Source organism: Shewanella gelidimarina, assembly GCF_023283945.1.
GTDB classification, from domain to species: Bacteria; Pseudomonadota; Gammaproteobacteria; order Enterobacterales; family Shewanellaceae; genus Shewanella; species Shewanella gelidimarina.
In genome coordinates this window covers 21132-41092 of the sequence record NZ_JAKIKW010000030.1, presented here as the reverse complement: position 1 = coordinate 41092, position 19961 = coordinate 21132, and the positions used below count along the sequence as shown (strand labels likewise).

Annotated in this window: 17 protein-coding genes; 5 read left to right on the top strand and 12 right to left on the bottom strand. The window is 41.9% G+C overall.

Annotation, left to right across the window (positions count from 1 at the left end; translation table 11 throughout):
• Nucleotides 1-36 precede the first annotated feature (36 nt).
• The 3 genes from etrA to ttcA all read left to right on the top strand — a co-directional run bounded on the left by etrA (nt 37) and on the right by ttcA (nt 2832).
• A complete protein-coding gene (gene etrA / locus L2729_RS19530; protein WP_101091669.1) occupies nt 37-792 on the top strand; it encodes an electron transport transcriptional regulator EtrA in 756 nt (251 codons plus the stop codon).
• An 89-nt stretch (nt 793-881) separates the two neighbouring features.
• Nucleotides 882-1814 (top strand): universal stress protein UspE, encoded by a 933-nt coding sequence (gene uspE, locus L2729_RS19525; RefSeq protein WP_248989760.1) that lies wholly within the window; start codon nt 882-884, stop codon nt 1812-1814.
• A gap of 79 nt (nt 1815-1893) precedes the next feature.
• A complete protein-coding gene (ttcA, locus tag L2729_RS19520; protein WP_248989759.1) occupies nt 1894-2832 on the top strand; it encodes a tRNA 2-thiocytidine(32) synthetase TtcA in 939 nt (312 codons plus the stop codon).
• 60 nt (nt 2833-2892) lie between these two features.
• On the opposite strand, the gene L2729_RS19515 is transcribed toward ttcA, so the two are convergent.
• Together L2729_RS19515 and L2729_RS19510 are read right to left on the bottom strand one after the other, a co-directional pair.
• Nucleotides 2893-3513, bottom strand: coding sequence for a DUF2987 domain-containing protein (locus L2729_RS19515; RefSeq protein ID WP_248989758.1), 621 nt, complete (start codon nt 3511-3513; stop codon nt 2893-2895).
• Nucleotides 3491-4318, bottom strand: a complete 828-nt coding sequence (locus L2729_RS19510) for a glucosaminidase domain-containing protein (protein ID WP_248989757.1) — start codon at nt 4316-4318, stop codon at nt 3491-3493. Before L2729_RS19510 ends, L2729_RS19515 begins: the two co-directional genes overlap by 23 nt.
• Before the next feature lie 158 nt (nt 4319-4476).
• On the opposite strand from L2729_RS19510, the gene yvcK reads away from it, so the two are divergent.
• Entirely contained in the window at nt 4477-5382 is a 906-nt protein-coding gene (gene yvcK / locus L2729_RS19505) for a uridine diphosphate-N-acetylglucosamine-binding protein YvcK (RefSeq protein ID WP_248989756.1), read from the top strand.
• A gap of 54 nt (nt 5383-5436) precedes the next feature.
• Here yvcK and L2729_RS19500 read toward each other — a convergent pair whose 3' ends face one another.
• From L2729_RS19500 to lrp, 7 genes are all read right to left on the bottom strand, one after another.
• A complete protein-coding gene (locus tag L2729_RS19500; RefSeq protein WP_248989755.1) occupies nt 5437-6630 on the bottom strand; it encodes an amino acid aminotransferase in 1194 nt (397 codons plus the stop codon).
• Between the two features lie 258 nt (nt 6631-6888).
• Complete coding sequence (serS, locus tag L2729_RS19495) at nt 6889-8175, bottom strand: serine--tRNA ligase (RefSeq protein WP_101091663.1); 1287 nt, start codon at nt 8173-8175, stop codon at nt 6889-6891.
• Between the two features lie 18 nt (nt 8176-8193).
• Complete coding sequence (gene crcB / locus L2729_RS19490) at nt 8194-8568, bottom strand: fluoride efflux transporter CrcB (RefSeq protein ID WP_101091662.1); 375 nt, start codon at nt 8566-8568, stop codon at nt 8194-8196.
• A complete protein-coding gene (locus L2729_RS19485; protein WP_248989754.1) occupies nt 8561-9892 on the bottom strand; it encodes a replication-associated recombination protein A in 1332 nt (443 codons plus the stop codon). The genes crcB and L2729_RS19485 overlap by 8 nt, the downstream gene beginning before the upstream one ends.
• A gap of 9 nt (nt 9893-9901) precedes the next feature.
• The gene (lolA, locus tag L2729_RS19480) at nt 9902-10528 is read right to left on the bottom strand and encodes an outer membrane lipoprotein periplasmic chaperone LolA (RefSeq protein ID WP_248989753.1); all 627 of its coding nucleotides are present in this window, start codon (nt 10526-10528) and stop codon (nt 9902-9904) included.
• Between the two features lie 91 nt (nt 10529-10619).
• Entirely contained in the window at nt 10620-13130 is a 2511-nt protein-coding gene (locus L2729_RS19475) for a DNA translocase FtsK (RefSeq protein ID WP_248989752.1), read from the bottom strand.
• Between the two features lie 193 nt (nt 13131-13323).
• The gene (gene lrp / locus L2729_RS19470; RefSeq protein WP_101091658.1) at nt 13324-13827 is read right to left on the bottom strand and encodes a leucine-responsive transcriptional regulator Lrp; all 504 of its coding nucleotides are present in this window, start codon (nt 13825-13827) and stop codon (nt 13324-13326) included.
• Nucleotides 13828-14007: 180 nt separating this feature from the next.
• On the opposite strand from lrp, the gene ald reads away from it, so the two are divergent.
• Complete coding sequence (gene ald, locus L2729_RS19465) at nt 14008-15123, top strand: alanine dehydrogenase (protein WP_101091657.1); 1116 nt, start codon at nt 14008-14010, stop codon at nt 15121-15123.
• Nucleotides 15124-15203: 80 nt separating this feature from the next.
• Here ald and L2729_RS19460 read toward each other — a convergent pair whose 3' ends face one another.
• The 3 genes from L2729_RS19460 to L2729_RS19450 form a co-directional block, all read right to left on the bottom strand.
• Nucleotides 15204-15884 (bottom strand): response regulator transcription factor, encoded by a 681-nt coding sequence (locus L2729_RS19460; RefSeq protein WP_248989751.1) that lies wholly within the window; start codon nt 15882-15884, stop codon nt 15204-15206.
• A 165-nt stretch (nt 15885-16049) separates the two neighbouring features.
• The gene (locus L2729_RS19455; RefSeq protein WP_248989750.1) at nt 16050-17822 is read right to left on the bottom strand and encodes a DUF885 domain-containing protein; all 1773 of its coding nucleotides are present in this window, start codon (nt 17820-17822) and stop codon (nt 16050-16052) included.
• A gap of 171 nt (nt 17823-17993) precedes the next feature.
• Entirely contained in the window at nt 17994-19922 is a 1929-nt protein-coding gene (locus L2729_RS19450; RefSeq protein ID WP_248989749.1) for a RecQ family ATP-dependent DNA helicase, read from the bottom strand.
• Nucleotides 19923-19961 lie beyond the last annotated feature (39 nt).

Genomic DNA, 19961 nt, shown 5'->3' with positions numbered 1-19961 from the left:
TTAACATAGTGTGTGAACACAAAACTGAGATAGATAATGAGCGTAGATAATAATAATAAACATCGTCGTCAAATGGCATCAGGCTGTGCGATTCATTGTCATGACTGCAGCATGGGTACTCTGTGTATTCCGTTTACTCTAAATACTACCGAATTAGATCAATTAGACGAAATCATCGAACGTAAAAAGCCTATCCAAAAAGGTGAAGCTATTTTTAAGTCTGGTGACCCTCTTAAGTCTCTTTTTGCCATTCGTTCTGGCACCATAAAAAGTTACACCATTACTGAACAAGGTGATGAACAGATCACTGGGTTTCATCTCGCGGGTGACGTTATAGGATTTGATGGAATTCATTCTCAATTCCATCAAAGCTTTGCACAAGCACTTGAAACCTCAATGGTGTGTGAGATCCCTTATACAACATTGGATGAGCTCATCGGCAAAATGCCTAAACTCAGACAGCAAGTTATGCGTCTAATGAGTAATGAGATCCAAACCGATCAAGAGATGATTCTGCTACTGAGTAAGAAAAATGCCGAAGAAAGATTAGCCGCATTTATCAGTAATCTTGCTAAACGTTTTGGTAGCCGTGGTTTTTCACCAAGAGAGTTTCGTTTAACGATGACTCGTGGAGATATCGGTAATTATTTGGGCTTGACCGTTGAAACAATTAGCCGCCTTTTGGGCCGTTTTCAGAAAGCTGATCTTATTGAAGTAAAAGGTAAATACATTACCATTCTCGATATCGATGCGTTAAGTGAGTTATCAGGCAACAGTAATATTGCCCGTTAAACGTTATCGACTATTCTGTTGATCTATAACAATACAAAGCCATCTTTATGGTGCAAGATGGTAATACGATATTAGATAAGGATAAAGTTATGATGGATTATCAAAAACTCCTTGTAGTGGTTGATCCAACCACCGATAAACAAGCCGCATTAGCCAGAGCCATTGAACTCGCATCGGCTAATAATGCCAGTATTACCGTCTTTTTATCTATCTTCGATTTCTCTTATGAGATGACATCTATATTGTCAGGCCAAGAACGAGAAGCGATGCGCGAAGGCGTAGTGGCACAACGTAAGGCGTGGTTAGATGATATTGTTAGCCAGTTTAAAACTGGAAACATCAATATAGAAACCGAAGTCGTCTGGCACAATCGTCCGTTCGAAAGCATCATTAACCACGTTATTAAGGGTAAATATGATGTCATCGTTAAAGGGACTCATGAGCACGACAAGCTAAAGTCAGTTATCTTTACCCCAACTGATTGGCATCTATTAAGAAAAGCACCAGTCCCTGTTTTATTAGTTAAAGATCATGATTGGCCTGTTGCCGGTAAAATCCTCTGTGCCATTAACGTGAGTTCTGAAGACGAAACCAATCAGTCATTAAATGTTAAAATAATCGAGCACGCACAAAAGCTCGCAAAGCAGTTTGATGCCCAGATCCACCTCGTTAACGGCTATCCAGGCACACCAGTTAATCTGGCGATTGAGTTACCAGACTTTGACTCTCACTCCTACAGTGAAACCATTCGCAGACAACATGAAGAACGTATAACCTATCTTGCCGAAGCTTATGATATCTCGCCTGATTTTTGTCATGTAAGAGAAGGTTTACCGGAAGATGTGATCCCAGATCTCGCGCAAAAGCTTGATGCTGAATTAGTCATTTTGGGTACCATAGGCAGAACCGGACTTTCAGCTGCACTCATTGGTAATACGGCAGAACATGTCATCGACAGTATTAACTGTGATTTACTTGCGGTGAAGCCTGACGGATATAAATCACCTCTTGAAGAAGCTTAACGCTTAACGGGCTTTACCCGAAGTGCTTTAGCTGGAATAATACGCGCCCTGAACATTTGTGTACTAGGCGCGTTTTTTTATGTCCGAAGAATTATCACCAGAGCAGATCTCTCGTCGCAGCAAACTCCAGAAACGCTTGCGCTCTGAAGTTGGCAAAGCCATTGGCGACTACAACATGATTGAAGAAGGCGATCGTGTTATGTGCTGTTTATCTGGGGGCAAAGATAGCTATGCCATGTTAGATATTTTGCTCAACCTTCAGCAACGAGCGCCGATCAAGTTTGAAATAGTGGCGGTCAACCTTGACCAAAAGCAGCCCGGTTTTCCTGAAGAGATCTTACCCACGTACTTAGACAGCCTTGGCGTGGCATATCATATCTTAGAAAAAGACACCTACTCTATCGTCATGGATAAAATTCCAGAAGGTAAAACCACTTGCTCATTATGCTCACGTTTACGTCGTGGCACGCTCTATGGTTTTGCGCAAAAGATTGGTGCGACTAAAATAGCACTGGGTCATCATCGAGATGACATTATTGAAACCATGTTCCTAAACATGTTTTTTGCAGGAAGAATGAAAGCGATGCCACCCAAGCTTTTATCTGATGACGGCGCCAATATGGTTATTCGTCCGCTGGCTTATAGCAAAGAGAAAGACATTGCTGAATATGCTGAGCTGAAAAAGTTTCCTATCATCCCCTGTAACCTTTGTGGCTCGCAAGAGAATCTGAAACGTGCAGCGGTCAAAGATATGCTGGTTCAATGGGACAGAGACTTCCCTGGCCGTATAGAAACCATATTCACCGCGATGCAAAATACAGCGCCTTCTCAAGGTGTCGACAGAGCTAAGTTTGATTTTCTAGCGCTAGAGCGTAATGCCGATGCGCCTTTGAAGGGCGACGTTGCTGAATCTGACTTGCCAGCCTTTGATTTTGTTGATATCAGCAATAATGGCCATATTGATTTAGATAAAGCGGCACGTATTGATGTCGTTAGTACTTATAGTCCGAATAGCTAATCGTTAATGGATATAAAAAAAGCCCTCTTATTAGAGGGCTTTTTTAGATCAGCTTAGAGGCTATTTCGCTGTCCATGGACTAATGACTTTAGGTGCCTGACTAAACTCTATTGAGTTAAGGCTTTCAATCACGTCTTTATGCAAACGGTAAGTTCCGCTAACAGGCATTTTCTTCCCATCGAGCGTCATCACAACATCCCCATCAAACTCTAAATTAAGTCCGGCTATTTCAGATGCAAAATAACGCATAGGAAACCCTTGCATCATACTTAACAGGGTATTCATTTCTGTTTGGATCTGCAGTAATTCAGCGCCGTCATACGCTTGTTTTGTATTCTTTGATCTCACCTGCATCGCAATGGCGCAAGACTTTGCATCGCCTTCGACATTAAGGTTAATCAGTGCTCTGTCTGATTTTAACTGTGCGTCATAAGGCAAAAATATTCTTTGGTCTTTAGTGAACGTTAATGGAAATGACTCCTTTTCAGTCGATATTGTGCCATCGATAAGCTTACAACCATTGGCTTTAGATACTGAAAAAGCCACTTCAACCAATTGATAATTGCCTTTATTGACTTGTTTAAGTCGCTGATAAAAACTTTGGTACTCTAATGATATTGGTTCAGCATTTACCGATGCACAACTAAACATAACTAAGCTAAACAGCAGGGATTTTTTCATTTTGTTCCACTAAATAGGGTTGATTTTGACGTAACATTTCAAGTAACTCATCGATATAAGCTTCTTGTCTTTCTGAATAATTCACTAGGCCATAAACAAGTTTATCGGCACTGGGCACTTGGTTCTCAGCTCTCATATCTGCTCTAATTGACCTAAACAAGGCATAAGCAGCATTGGAGTTAAGATTTCGCATATAGGAGGCTATAGAGTCCTCGACTGTTTTAAAAACAGCGACTTCATGTGATAGGCCATTAGTGCGAGATTGTGGTACTAACCCACAGCCCTTTCTAAAGCACCATTGGCCGAAAAAGTTAAGCCCTTCTCTCGCGAAACGAGAACTGCCCCAACCCGTCTCATTGGCGGCTTGTATTAACACCATCTGTACAGGGACAACATCGACTCTGACGAGTAGTTTATTGATGGTGTTAGTATTAATTCGTCTCGAAGTATACTGGTATTTTTCTGCAATCTGTTGCAAACGGAATTCATCGGCATCAGTGAGTTGTTTGTCATTTTCAAGCTGGGTATTAATACCAATCAAAAACTGACGCTCATCTTCAATAATGGCATTCTGATGCTTTACAGATGGGCGCAGAAAATCAAAAAATGCACGTTTCTTTGCTTTTACATCTTTTATATCGCTAAACCTAGGGACTTTGCTAACCAGTTCATTATTTCTTATGGCCTTACCTAACGGTTGCCCTTCATGAGTAAGCGAAGGGATTAGTGTCAGTCTAATAAGTAAAAAACCACCAATAACGACACCAAAAGCGATGGTAAACAAACCAACTTTACCTGTCTTCACTGCACATCCTTATAATATACAAAATATGTCTTTGCTTAACCTGTGATTTTTGTATTATATGCCAGCTAGATCAAGATTACATCGCGAAAGATTCTGATTAAATCGTTATACTCATTGCGACTAATAAAACATCTGGGTATTCAGGAAGGAGACCCCCCATGGAAAACAATGCACTTAATCAATATCAGCAAGTCGTCGCCATTGGTGGCGGACATGGCTTAGGACGCGTACTCTCAGCATTGTCATTTCTTGGCCCTAAACTGACAGGGATCGTAGCAACAACTGATAATGGTGGTTCTACTGGTCGCCTAAGAGCCGAAAAAGACTGTATCGCTTGGGGTGACCTCCGTAATTGCCTTACACAGCTATCTAAAAAACCTTCAATCGGTTCACTCATGTTTGAGTACCGCTTTAAGGGTGAAAGTGAACTCAATGGCCACAATTTAGGTAATTTAATGCTCACCGCATTGGATGAGCTATGCGTTAGGCCGTTGGAAGCGATTAATTTAGTGCGTCAATTTTTAAATATCACAACTCGCCTAATCCCGATGTCTGAAGAACCAACACACCTTGTCGCCATCGAAGCTAGCGGTAGAAGTGTTTTTGGTGAAATAAACGTCGATAAAATGACTGATACTCCCATAGCATTGTCACTTGACCCGTTAGTACAAGCAACGTGTGAAGCCTGCGATGCAATACGTGATGCGGATTTGATCATACTCGGTCCAGGCAGTTTCTTAACCAGTATTATGCCTCCGCTGCTATTGCCTAAAATAGCAAAAGCGCTAGCCGAGTCTTCGGCCGAAGTGATTTTAATTGATAATCTAACCGATGAGCCGTCACCGATAGCAAATTGTGGACTCATGCAGAAGCTAGATTGGTGTCATCAAGTGCTTGGCCTTAAAATCATTGATAAGGTACTTAGCCATGCTGAAACCCCGTATCAAGAAGGCAACACCAGCTACTATCCCTTAAGAAGTTCACATCATATTGGGCTACATGATAAGCGTGCGTTGGCAAATGCGCTCGCAGAAATGTTGCCAGATAAACTCAATGTTGTTTAAACATTAGCTACAAAAAAAGGACCTAAGAAGGTCCTTTTTAAATTTAATAGCCGTTTATAGAACGGCGGCAATCGCCTTACATATAATCGGCATGTTTGTTTTGGTCATACCAGCAACGCTGATACGTCCAGAGCCTACAATATAAACGCCAAACTCATCTTTCAGACGCTTTACCTGCGCTTTATTCAACCCTGAAAAACTAAACATGCCATTTTGGCTAGAGATAAATTCAAAGTCTTGAGTCACACCACTTTCTTTCAATGATGCAACAAATAAAGTCCGCATTTCGGCGATACGCTCTCGCATACCTTGTAGTTCGTCATGCCAAAGTTGCTTTAACGACTCATCTTCCAAAATAGTACTGACGATCAACGCGCCATGTGCCGGAGGATTTGAGTATGAGGCACGAATGGTGCTCTTTATTTGGCTAAAAGCATTTACCACTTCGGTATCGTTTGCGGCAACGACCGTTACAGCGCCAATACGTTCGTTATACAGACCAAAGTTCTTCGAGAAAGAGTTGGCAATAATAAGCTCGGGTACTGTGTCAGCGACAATACGCAGCCCTGCAGCATCCTCTTCAACGCCAGTGCCAAAACCTTGATAAGCGAAATCAAACAACGGTACTAATGACTTACTCACGCATAGCTGTGCTACCGCGAGCCACTGGGCGGCATTTAAATCGATTCCTGTCGGGTTATGACAACAACCATGGAGTAAAACAAGATCGCCCTCTTTTGCGCCATTCAAATCAGTTAACATGGCATCAAAATCTAGACTGTGCGTCTCGGCTTTATAATAGCCGTAAGATTGCGTCTTCAAGCCTGCAGATTGAAAAATATTTTGATGGTTTGCCCAGGTAGGATTACTCACCCAAATGGTATCAGCTTTCGTATGTCGAACTAAAAATTCCGCTGCGACTCGAAGTGAGCCAGTCCCGCCTGGAGCTTGTGCGGTTAACGCTCGACCGTTATTAACCACAGTATGATCATTGCCAAACAATAGCGTTTGTACTGCACCGTTATAGGCCTGTACGCCTTCCATACCTAGATAGCTTTTAGTCTTCTCTGTTGCCAGTAACTTTTCTTCTGCTAATTTAACGGCTTTAAGAATGGGAGTTTTTCCAGATTCATCTTTATAGATCCCAACGCCTAAATTGACTTTATCCTCGCGGGGATCGGCTTTGAATGCATCGGTAAGGCCTAGGATTGGATCGGCCGGGGCAAGTTCAACCTGGGAAAATATCATGACTGCTTTCCTAAATAGAGGTGTGTAGGGGTTCGGCTGTAGTTATACCATTGATGTCACTTTGTAGAAAGTGAGTTTTAACGACTAAAAAATAAAATTACCCATATTACTAATATTTATCATTTATAGTCACAGTTTGATCAATAAACTGCATTTAATGAGTCAATTAATTGAGATCATCGAAATGATTGATTAGCGACTAACAACACACACATAAAAAAGCCCCTACACAGTAGAGGCCTTTTTAATGAGTTTGGTTTAACCGATTTTTTCTAAACCACCCATGTAACCACGTAACACTTCAGGTATCGTAATTGAACCGTCTTCATTCTGGTAGTTTTCAAGAACAGCCACTAAGGTACGACCTACAGCAAGGCCAGATCCATTAAGCGTATGTAATAGGCTTGGTTTTTTAGCTGTTTTAGCTTTAAAACGGGCTTGCATACGACGAGACTGGAAATCCTGCATGTTACTGCAAGATGAGATCTCTCTAAATGTGTTTTGAGCCGGTAACCAGACTTCGATATCAAACGTCTTGCTTGAGCCAAAGCCCATATCTCCGGTACATAGCACCATAGTGCGATACGGAAGTTCAAGTTTCTGTAGGACTGTTTCTGCATGAATAGTCAGCTCTTCAAGCGCTTGCATTGAAGTTTCTGGCTTTACTAGCTGTACTAGCTCTACCTTATCAAACTGATGCTGACGGATTAATCCGCGAGTATCACGACCATATGAACCCGCTTCACTTCTGAAACAAGGTGTATGAGCCGTCAACATTACCGGCAACTCATCTTCATCGATAATAGTATCGCGAGCCATGTTGGTCAGTGGCACTTCAGCGGTGGGGATAAGGCTTAGGCCCTGCCCCTCTTCGGTTGCTGGTTTGGTATGAAACAGGTCTTCACCAAACTTAGGTAACTGTCCAGTGCCCAACAAGCTATCTTCATTGACGAGCAGCGGAACGTAAGCCTCTGTATAGCCGTGTTCAGTAGTATGAAGGTCAAGCATAAATTGTGCTAACGCACGATGCATGCGTGCAATTTGGCCTTTCATAATAATAAAGCGTGTACCGGTAATTTTAACCGCACTCTTAAAATCAAGCCCGCCAAGCGTTTCACCGAGTTCAACATGATCTTTGACGTCGAAGCTAAATTCTCTTGGCGTGCCCCAGCGACGTACTTCAACATTGCCAGACTCATCGCTGCCAATCGGTGCTGATTCGTCCGGTAAGTTAGGCACACTCATCGCAATAGCATTGAGCTCTTCAAGCAATGCAGATAATTCTAATTTCTTAGCGTCAAGTTCTGCACCAAGAGTGCCTACTTTAGCCATTATAGGGGCAACATCTTCACCCTTTGCTTTTGCTTGGCCAATCGATTTTGAGATCGCATTGCGAGAAGCTTGTAACTCTTCGGTAGCGACCTGTAGCGACTTACGCTTTTCTTCTAATTTACCTAAACGGTCGACATCTAAAATGAAACCACGAGTCGCTAAACGCTCAGCGGTTACTTCTAATTCATTTCGTAAAAATTTTGGATCTAACATGTCTTATTGTCTTAATAGTTAATAACGAGAAAACACCAATTGCTGTCCTAGAAAAACGACGAATATACACACGCCTACATTGACAACAACATTCAAAATCGCTTTAACCAAATAGCCTTCTTGCATCAGCAATAAAGACTCATTGGAAAAAGTAGAAAACGTAGTGAGGGCGCCTAACATTCCCACACCAATAAATGCTTTAATTTCTGGGCTCACTTCACTGACTTGACCAAAGGCGTATACAACACCCATTAAAAATGATCCCAGTATATTGACTACAAGTGTACCAAAAGGAAATCCACTACCAAACACCTGAAGCATTAAAATTGAGATAAGATAACGTAAAACTGCACCAACAGACCCACCTAACGCAACAAAAAGTATATTACTCATATCTTTTTACCTTACTTTGTTGATTAAGAATCGCTAAGTGCTCAAGCTTTTCTTTTATACGTTTCTCAAATCCGCGCTCTGTTGGATAATAAAAACGGCTATCGGCAATCGATTTAGGCAGATAAACCTCCCCTTCAGCATAAGCATTGGGTTCATCATGGGCGTATCGATACCCTTCACCATAACCGATGTCTTGCATCAGTTTAGTCGGTGCATTTCTTAAATGCTCCGGTACACTTTCATTACCCGTTTCTCTTGCAAGTTGTCTTGCGGCTTTAAAAGCGGTGTAGACAGCGTTACTTTTGGGCGCACTTGCTAGGTACAAAACAGCTTGTGCTATCGCTCTTTCCCCTTCAGAGGGGCCTACTCGATGAAAACACTCCCAAGCATTGACCGCAACAGACATCGCATTAGGATCAGCATTGCCGATATCTTCTGACGCGATGGCAAGTAGCCGTCTGCCAATATAGAGAGGATCGCAGCCACCTTCGAGCATTCGGCAATACCAATAAAGCGCAGCGTCAGGGTTTGAGCCACGAATGGATTTATGTACCGCTGAAATTAGGTCGTAGTATTGGTCGCCATTCTTATCAAACCCCGCGAGTTGCTGGCCTGCCACCTGAATGATCATCGCTTCGGTGAAAACCTCACCGTCTTTAAGCATATCGCTAATCAATTCGATAAGGTTTAACGCTTTACGTGCATCACCGTCGCATACTTGGGCTAACTTTAGCGCCACATCAGGCGGTAAAATCAACTTACGCTTACCGAGTCCACGCTCTTCATCAGCTAAAGCTTGCTGGGTGATCTGACAGATCTCCTCGGTAGTAAGCGGCTTAATCAGATACACTCGTGCACGCGATAAGAGTGCGTTGTTTATCTCAAAAGAAGGATTTTCAGTCGTTGCACCCACAAAAATCACCGTTCCATCTTCTATAAACGGTAAAAAGGCATCTTGTTGGCTTTTATTAAAACGATGAACTTCATCAACAAAAAGTAAAGTACGTTGCCCACGAGATTGAGCAACATTTTTTGCATGTTCAATTGCACTTCTAATCTCTTTAACACCCGAGGTGACGGCAGAAATACGTTCAACATGGGCATTAACATGACTGGCAACAAGCTCTGCCAGTGTGGTTTTACCTGTTCCTGGTGGCCCCCAAAACATCATGGAGTGGGCTCTTCCAGCTTCAAGTGCTTGCCTTAACGGTTGCCCTTCGCCCAATAAATGTTGTTGTCCAACGTATTGCGCTAATGTTTCCGGGCGCATTCTAGCCGCTAGAGGCCTAAAATCGGGTGCGAAATCTAAACTTAAACTACTCACGGAACACTCTTAATTGCTAGACTTCAAACGTTGATCATCAATATCAACATTTTCAGGCACGATAAATTCAAATAAATTACCTTCACTCTCGGTTACATGGGTTTGATCTGTAAGAGTAAAGTTACTGGTATTTCCTTGCTGATCTTTAAGCACCATTTTAGTCAATGTTAGTTCGTTAAAGCAGACCTCAACTTCTGACACGCCAGCCTCTTTATCTATAGGGCTTATTTCAAAACATTGGCCATCATTTTTAACCTGATATTGCGACCATGTTTGCGGATCAGAATGGACAAGTAAGGCGATAGGAGATGCACTTATTGCTTGGTTAACATCCATAACCGACACCTCTTCTGCAAAAGGATTGTAGATCCATACATCAGTACCGTCGGCGACAATCAATGATTCATCCGGCGCGGTTAAGTGCCAGTAAAACTGATTTGGCTGCGCCAGTGCAAAAATACCTTCACCCGTCTGAATCACTTTGTCATTGATATCGGTAACGGTCTGACTAAAATTGGCTTTAAGGTTATTTATTTCGGCAAGCTTTACTTTGAGCTCCTCAGAAGCATCAGCCTGAACTGAAAAATGCGCTAATAAAGGTAACCCTGCCATCGCTATAGCGATAAGTCTATTCATGTTGGTTCTCCCGGTTGCGCCCTAGGCACAACACTGATATTGAGTGTCTTCATTATTCATAACCACAAATTGCGCCCTAAACTCATTGAAATTAATCAAAGTCTTTAGGAGGAGGCGGTGCTAATACTTCACGGTTACCATTGTGGCCTTGGGCACTAACTACCCCCTGAAGTTCCATTTGTTCAATAATCCGCGCCGCACGGTTATAACCAATTTTGAATTTTCGTTGCACACTAGAGATAGATCCGCGACGCGTTTGGGTAACAAATGCTACCGCTTCATCGTATAACACATCAGTATCTTCGTTAGATTCACTGGCCTCACCAGGAAGCAACACCTGCTCTCCTTCTGTTGAGCCTTGTAAAATATCGGTAATGTATTGTGGTTTTCCGCGAGCATGCCAATCTGCAACGACCTTGTGTACTTCATGATCGTCAATAAAGGCGCCATGGACGCGACTAGGAACACTCGTGCCCGGTGGCAGATAAAGCATGTCACCCATACCTAATAAGGTTTCCGCGCCTTGTTGATCCAAAATCGTTCTTGAATCTATTCGTGAAGACACTTGGAAAGCCATACGAGTTGGAATGTTTGCTTTAATCAAACCCGTAATAACATCAACCGATGGTCGCTGCGTCGCTAATATTAAATGTATGCCTGCCGCACGTGCTTTTTGCGCGATACGGGCAATAAGCTCTTCAACCTTTTTACCCACAATCATCATCATGTCGGCAAACTCATCAACGACGACAACGATTGAAGGGAGCTTATCGAGCTCTGGCGCTTCAGGCTCCATGCTGTCAGATGATTTCCACAGAGGATCGACAATCGGTTCGCCAGCCTCTTTAGCATTTTTAATTTTAAGGTTATAACCTTTAAGGTTACGTACCCCAAGAGCTGACATGAGCTTATAGCGACGCTCCATTTCACCGACACACCAGCGAAGCGAGTTAGCCGCTTCTTTCATATCAGTAACAACCTCACACAGCAGATGTGGGATCCCTTCATAAACTGAAAGTTCTAACATCTTCGGGTCGATCATAATGAAGCGAACATCATCTGGCCCCGATTTATACAGTAAACTAGTGATCATCACGTTCACACCGACTGACTTACCCGAACCGGTGGTACCTGCCACTAACAGGTGCGGCATTTTGCCTAGGTCAACAATGACGGGCTTACCGCCGATATCAGCCCCTAGCACCATACTTAAATGAGACGGACTATCTCTAAATTCATCGCAATCTAATACGTCGCGCATAAAGACCGTTTCTCTAAACTTGTTAGGTAACTCGAGACCTACAAATGCTTTACCTGGTATAACTTCAACCACTCGGACACTCTCTGCCAGCAGCGAACGCGCTAAATCTTTTGATAAACTAGTGATCTTTGATGCTTTAACGCCAGGCGCTAGTTCGAGCTCAAAACGAGTAATAACAGGGCCTGGATATACGCCAACGACTTTTGCTGTAATATTGAAATCAGCAAGTTTAACTTCAACTAATCTACCGACTTGGTCTAACTCTTCTTGGCTTATGGGGTTACTTTTTCGATTGGGTACATCGAGTAATGAAATACTTGGTAGCGGCTCCATTGCGGCTTTGCTCACAGGACCTTCCTGTTGCCCTGGTAAAATAACGATGCCATCGACGATCTTGGCTTTATCATCATTTATGCGTTTACTTGCGTTAACCGCGCCGGTTGATTTTTTTGCGTCAAAATCAATCGTCTCAACTTCAGGTTGAACGTCTGCAATCCAAGGCGCTTGAATCGTTGGTTCTTTGGCTTGCGATGGTTGTGCTAATAGAGGTTCTATTTTAGGTTCTAACCGAGTGTTAGCACTCTTTGCTGTAGCTGGGTTAATTGAATCATGTTGCTCATCGAGATTAGCTTCACACGTTTCTTGTTCATCCCGTTCTTTACTGCGTTTTTCACGAAAACGCTCAACCACGGATAAGAAGCCTCGAGTATCTTCCGTTTCTTCTTTATTCGGGACAAGTTTTGCGGGTAATTGTCGTAATGACTTAAAGCACCATAACGTCGCGAAGCCAGTCAAATCAATAATGGTCAGCCAACTAATACCAGTAAGAAGCGTAAAACCAGCACCCACAAAACATAATAGCAGTAGTGTTGTCCCTAACTGATTAAAGTAGGGCAGCATTGCTTGGCCTATTACATCCCCCGTGACACCACCGGCTGAAAATTCGTAAAGTCCATTCGCGTTCATACTGCCTAATGCTGCAAGACTAAACACAATAAGAAGGAAGCCTATTAATCTTAAACCTACAGAAAAGTAGTCAATTTCTAGCAATCTATGGGTGCGTTTAAACAGCGACCAACCCGTTAAAGCGATAATGACCGGGATGATATAGGCGGTATAACCGAAAATATAAAGTAATACGTCGGCTAACCAAGCACCCACTGCGCCGGTGAGGTTTTGAATATCGCCATCAAAATGGGATTGGCTCCAGCCGGGATCGGATGCATTAAAACTGCTTAGCGCAATAAGGATATAAGTTGCAATCATGCAACAGATAATCAGACTACCTTCTAATAGTCGTTGTACGCCGGAAAGGGTTTTTACACTAGTTGCCTTGGACAATCGCAAGCCTACAATAAAAAAGACGATAATGTCAGTAAGATACCAGAAATGAGTTTATTTTGCAGCGTTTGAGTTGCACACAATTAAGTGAATAAATATTCACGTGAGATTTTTGCATCATTTTGTATCAATTGTATTTTGTATAAAAGAAGGGAGTCGAGTGACACCCTTCTTGTACAAGAAAACAACAAAATTACATTTCAGAAGTCGTATTGATAGCCACACGATTCGTCTGCTTAACCTCTTCCATCACGACATAAGTGCGTGTATCAGAGACTGAAGGTAGTTTAAGTAAGGTTTCCCCTAATAAACGACGATAAGCGGACATATCAGACACTCTAGTCTTCAATAAGTAATCGAAATCACCTGAAACTAAATGACATTCTTGAATATCATCAAGTAGTTGCACAGCATCGTTAAACTTATCAAATACTTCAGCCGTATCACGATTTAGCGTGATCTCAACAAACACCAGCAAAGATGCACCCAAAAAGTGCGGGTTGACTAATGCGGTGTACCCTTTGATATACCCTTGTTTTTCAAGTCTTTTAACTCGCTCTAGACAAGGGGTAGGACTCAGCCCGACACGCTTTGATAGCTCGACATTGGAAATGCGTCCATCAAGTTGTAACTCATTAAGTATATTTCTATCGATTCGATCTAAGTCTTTTATAGGACTCTTTTTATTATTAACCATATTTACAACCTTGAATTACATCTATAACAAAATAAAACACTGTGTTTAGATAAACTTCAGCAGCATAAACTACCGAAGGAATACTATACTAGATTTCCCTGCAACATTCACGTTCAGGCATAACAAAATAACAATTACACCCATAGAAAATGGGTTTTTATGCGAAATTGAGGCTCTAAGATGATTATAGGTGTTCCAAAAGAAATCAAAAACCACGAATATCGTGTAGGCATGGTACCTTCTAGCGTTCGTGAATTGACTCTACGTGGTCATGAGGTTTTTATTGAAACAAGTGCTGGCTCTGGCATTGGTTTTACCGATGAAGATTACGTTAATGTAGGCGCTAAAATCCTAGCAACTGCAGCAGAGGTTTTTGCCCAATCAGAAATGATTGTTAAGGTAAAAGAACCACAAGCAGTAGAACGTGCAATGTTAAGAGAAGACCAACTTCTATTTACCTACCTACATTTAGCGCCTGATTTACCACAAACAGAAGACCTTATTAAAAGTGGTTCTGTTTGTATAGCTTATGAAACAGTAACTGATGACCGTGGTGCACTGCCCTTACTTGCGCCAATGTCTGAAGTTGCTGGCCGTATGTCGATTCAAGCTGGCGCAATGGCACTTGAAAAGTCGATGGGCGGACGTGGTATGCTGCTTGGCGGTGTACCAGGTGTTGAACCTGCTAAAGTCGTTATTATCGGTGGCGGCATGGTGGGAACAAACGCTGCGCAAATGGCAGTCGGCCTTGGCGCTGATGTTGTTATTCTTGATCGTAGCATTGATGCATTACGTCGTCTAAATGCACAGTTTGATAATAAAGTTAAGGCAATCTATTCAACAGCTGATGCTATTGAAAAGCATGTTTTAGAAGCTGACCTTGTCATTGGTGGTGTACTTGTTCCAGGTGCTGCAGCGCCAAAGCTTGTCACTCGAGCGCACATTGCCGCAATGAAGCCAGGTTCTGCAATTGTAGATGTTGCAATCGACCAAGGTGGTTGTATTGAAACTTCACATGCAACAACACACCAAGACCCAACGTATATTGTTGATGATGTTGTTCACTATTGTGTCGCGAATATGCCAGGTGCTGTTGCTCGTACCTCGACTTTTGCACTTAACAATGCCACATTGCCATACATCATTAAGTTGGCTCAACTTGGTTACCGTGAAGCTTTGCTTCAAGACAAGCACCTATTAAATGGTCTCAATGTTATGCACGGTAAGATCACTTGTGCCGAAGTAGCTGAAGCGTTGAACCTTGAATATGTTAATCCAACTATCCTATTAAAATAATAGCTTAATTGATTACGATTAAAAAAAGGGAGCCTTAAGCTCCCTTTTTTATTGCGTTTAAATTGAGATTGAACCGTTAGCTACATTTCAGCAAAACTATAACCTTTGCCTCTAACCGTATTGATTAAGGATTTAGGCAGCTGTATCGCCGCTAATTTTCTTCGCGTGTTACTGATATGCATATCTAAGTTTCTATCAAACTGGCCTAGTTCTTTTTGCAGGACTCTTAGCTGTAGCTCTTGCTTTGCAATAACCCTGCCCTTGCGTTCAAATAGATATTTGAACAACTTAAATTCTGTTTGTGTAAAGGACACTTCTTTTGAAGAAATAGACACGCTATAGCTACTGTCATCAAACAACACATCAGGGGCTAAATCATCGTTTACTTCAGATTCATTTCTGACTAATTCTATTCGACGTTGAATGGCTCTGATCCGTACGATTAACTCACGTTGGCTGAAAGGTTTGCTCAGAAAATCGTCTGCGCCTAGCTCAAATACACTAATGCGTTCATGTTCTGTATCCAGAGACGAGATAACCATTACCGGGGTTTTATCATTGCGCAATTTTAACATCTCAATACCATTTAACTTTGGCATGTTAATATCAAGGATAATAAGATCAGGGGCAATATGCTGCAGTTTTTCAAGTGCCTCTTGGCCATCTGACGCAAGAGTAACAATAAAGTGTTCAGCCTCTAAATGGCTCTTTAATAGACTTTGTAGTACAAGATCATCATCAACGATTAGTATGTTTTTCATTTTACGCAATCTAAATACGAGCGATTACCATTGAGATTACATTAAGGGCGTTGAATAAGCTAGTAGAGAATGATGGGATAGATCACATTTCTGTTAAATCAAAGGTCTAAGTAAACAAAAAACCAGCAATTATGTTAACTGCTGGTTTAATCATATTTGAATACACTATTTATGCAGCATTAGCTCTCTAATGTATTTAACTGGAGCACTACCATAACTTAAGAACTCTTCGTGGAATGCCTTAAGGTCAAAGTCCTCACCTTTCAGTGCTTTATACTCTTCTCTAAAGTCATATATTTCACGATATCCTGAATAGTAGCTAGTCAGCTGCACCTGACTCAGCGTTGCTCTACGCCACTTCCCTTGCGCTTCGGCTTGTTGCTGGAAAGCTTCATTGATCATAAGATCAAGAGCCTCTGCTTCTGTCATTCCTTTAACCTGGATACCATAGTCGAGTATTGTGTTACAGATAACACGTAGGTTCCATTTGTAATACATTAACCACATTTCAGGCTCAAAATTACCATAGCCCTCTTCTAACATCATTCGCTCGGTATAAACCGCCCAACCTTCCACCATAGCGCCATTACCAAACAAACTCTTAATTAAGCTTGGCGATTCATTCGAGTAAACCAATTGTGTGTAGTGACCGGGGATAGCTTCATGGATATTTAACACCTGCAGGATCCAATGATTATATTCTCTTAGATAACTTTCTGCGGACTCATCACTCATGCCGTCCAATGGAGTGACGTTGTAATAGGTGTTACCCGACTTTTCATATGGCCCCGGAGCACTAATGGATGCACCGGCATAACCACGCATATAAGCTGGGGTTTCACGTACGATGAGTGGTTTATTGGGATCGAGAGTGACTAAGTCCTTTTCATTAACAAAAGCAATTAACTCAGGGATCTGCGCCCTAACTTCATCCACAAAATCGTCACGCTTAACATGTTTAACCGATAACTTATCAATAAGCTGTTTTATGGCCACTTTATTGTCTTTCGGCATTGGTGTATCGAAATTTGTAGGCCATAACTTTTCGGTGATTTTTGTCATCTCTGCTTGTACGCGATTCTTATCTTTTATCGCTTTTTCGTACAAGGCTTTACCGCTCATCCCTGCTTGAATGTCGTAGGCAAATTTCTGTTCATAAAGCGTTTCACCAATCCTAAAACTACGAGCCCCTTCTTTGTCCAACTTAACTTCAAGGGCTTTTAACCAGTCTATATGTTCGTTTATGGCTATGGTGGCTTTATTGAAACGCGTTACAAACAGTACTTTTTGCTCATTAGTTAGCTCAGACGCGAGAACCTGATCTAAAAGGTCATTGTTAAAGACAGAAAAAGCGCCTTCATTTTGCATAATCGCCAGCTGTGTATGCTCTAGCGTAGGATGACTGATATTTTCTCGAGCCGCAGCGTAATAAGCAGGGACATTTTCCATTCTCGACAGTACTGACGCTAAACGTTGATCTAAAGGCGCGAAATTTTCATTGATGATCTGCGCAAAGCCGCCTGAGACATTGTAGTTAGTCGGATCCCACTGCCAAGACTTAAAGGTTTCTATGTCCCAACGCATCTGACCAATCAAGTTTTCAATTAAGCGATAATCCGTTAACAAACCGGGAGTTAGACTGTCTTTGTCAAAACGAGTCAATAATGCTGATTGCTTCGATACAAAATCTAAGCTCGCTTGGCGTGCCTGCTCATTGGGAACCTTAAGTACACCGTCATACTGATGAAAGCCACTGTACAAAGCCCAAGTTGGAGATTCGACCCACAAATCATCGATAAAACTCTGACTAAACTGTTGAAATGCCAAATTTTGGTCTGTCATTTCAATCGTGTTTTGTTCTATAGACGTTTGAGTTTGACAGGCTGTGAGCCCAGTCAGTGATAATGCGATGGCAAGTGTTAGCGCGGCTTTTTTCATGTGAAATCCCTTAGTTATCATTATTCGCAATCTATGTCGCGATAAATTTGCAGTCAGTTAAACATGTTCTTTGTTTTTTTACATTAATAAAGTCGAGTTGGAAAATTTTTGTTACATAGTATGCATAAAGCAATGCGTATTATGCATACTACTAATGCAGGTATTACTACTTTAAAGCTGCTGTTCAACCCACACTAGCACCTCTTTAAAGCGGTAGCGCTCAAATTGTGCAAAGCCTTTCACTTGTCTCATTTTAAGTTTGGTAAACAAGGGCGTTGTTAAGCCGCATAAAAAGCGGGTTAACAACACCGCTGATGTATGCGACTTTAACTTTGAAACGGCTTCGGCGCAGGTCTGCTGAAAATCATATTCAATCAAAGGACGTAGGTACGCAGGTTCGGGTAATACCGCGATATTATTCCGGCATACAGAACAATGACCACAAGCCGTGATGGCGTTTGGATCTGAGAAATACTGCGCGAGCTGCAAACTTAAGCAGCGGTCACTGCCAAAAAATGACACTAGAAAATTAATTCGCTCAATTTCACTGCTCTCTTTAATGCTAAATTGCTGATAAAGCCGCTCTGCTAGACCATCAACGTTTAACTCTGCCGCATACACTTCATAAACCTGTGTTAACTGTTTACTCTGCAGTTCAATTAGCTGTTTTTGATCTAAGTAATCTAAGGCTTTTATCGCTCGACCACGACTATTAGGGTAAATAGTCTCGAGTTGATTAAGATCGGCACTGTGCCAAATTTTAGCTTTTGCAGAGGTATCGACAATCGCTTTAACAAAATGCTGACGCTCTGGATCAAAGCGACGCAACATCTCCTCTAAAGAGGTCTGCAACTTATATTTGTATTCGGCAAAATAGCTGTATTTAGGTTTAATAACGCCTTGCATCTCAAGATAAACTAACAAGGTTTTCAAACTCAGAGGTCGAATATTTGAGGAGGTAGAAAGCTGATTGAGCATCAACTCCCAAATATTACTCTGTTGAGCCACTGACTTAATCTCATCAATAACACGGGTAATAGCGTTAAGCTCAGGTGTATCGCCAAATACAAAGTTTTCTAATACATTAAGATTATCTTTATTTGCCAGCACCATGCATTCGGAATCTTTACCGTCTCGCCCAGCACGTCCAATTTCTTGGGCGTAGTTTTCTATAGATTTAGGCAGATCATAATGCACCACAAAACGTATATCGCTTTTATCTATACCCATTCCAAAAGCGATGGTAGCAACGATAATTGGAACCTCACCTGACATAAAGCGAGTCTGAATTAATTTGCGTTCATCACTGTCCATTCCGGCATGATAAGCCAATACGTTATAGCCGTTGGCTTGTAAATATTTTGCGACTATCTCTGCACTTTTTTGCAAGGTCACATAAACAATACCGCTTGTCTGTTGCCGTTCATTTAACCAGTTAACTAAAAATCGGGATTTATCGGCCTCTTTTATTCCTACAGCATTGAGATGTAAGTTAGCACGATAGAAACCGGTTAAAGTAATGTTTTCAGGCGCTATTGCAAATTTACTGCCCATATCGGCAATCACTTTAGACGTTGCTGTCGCGGTTAACAACAGCACTTGCGGAATATTCAACATCCGTTGATAACTAGGAAGTTTTAAGTAATCAGGGCGAAAGTTATGACCCCATTCCGAGATACAATGTGCTTCATCTATCACCAGTAAGGAGATGGCAATACCACTGATAAAACGTCTGAATCTTTCGTTATTCAAACGCTCAACTGAGATCATCAGCACTTTTATACTGCCATTGGTCACACCGTCTAATACAGCAGCAGCCTGCTCCGGTGTTTGAGTGGAATCAATAGATGCAGCAGAAATACCTCGAGCGTCTAAATAAGCTAACTGATCTTGCATCAGCGCCAATAACGGCGAAACAACCAATGTAAGGTTTGGCAATGCAACCGCTGGTAATTGATAGCATAGCGACTTACCTGACCCTGTTGGGAAAATGGCAGCTGCGCTTTGGCCATTTAATATCTTGCTAACCACTTCTAGCTGTCCGGTTCTAAAAGCACTAAAACCGAAATACTGTTTAAGTAACGCGTGCGCGTTATCCATACTTTGTCCTATCGATGACTCTTCACGAGTAGTTGACTT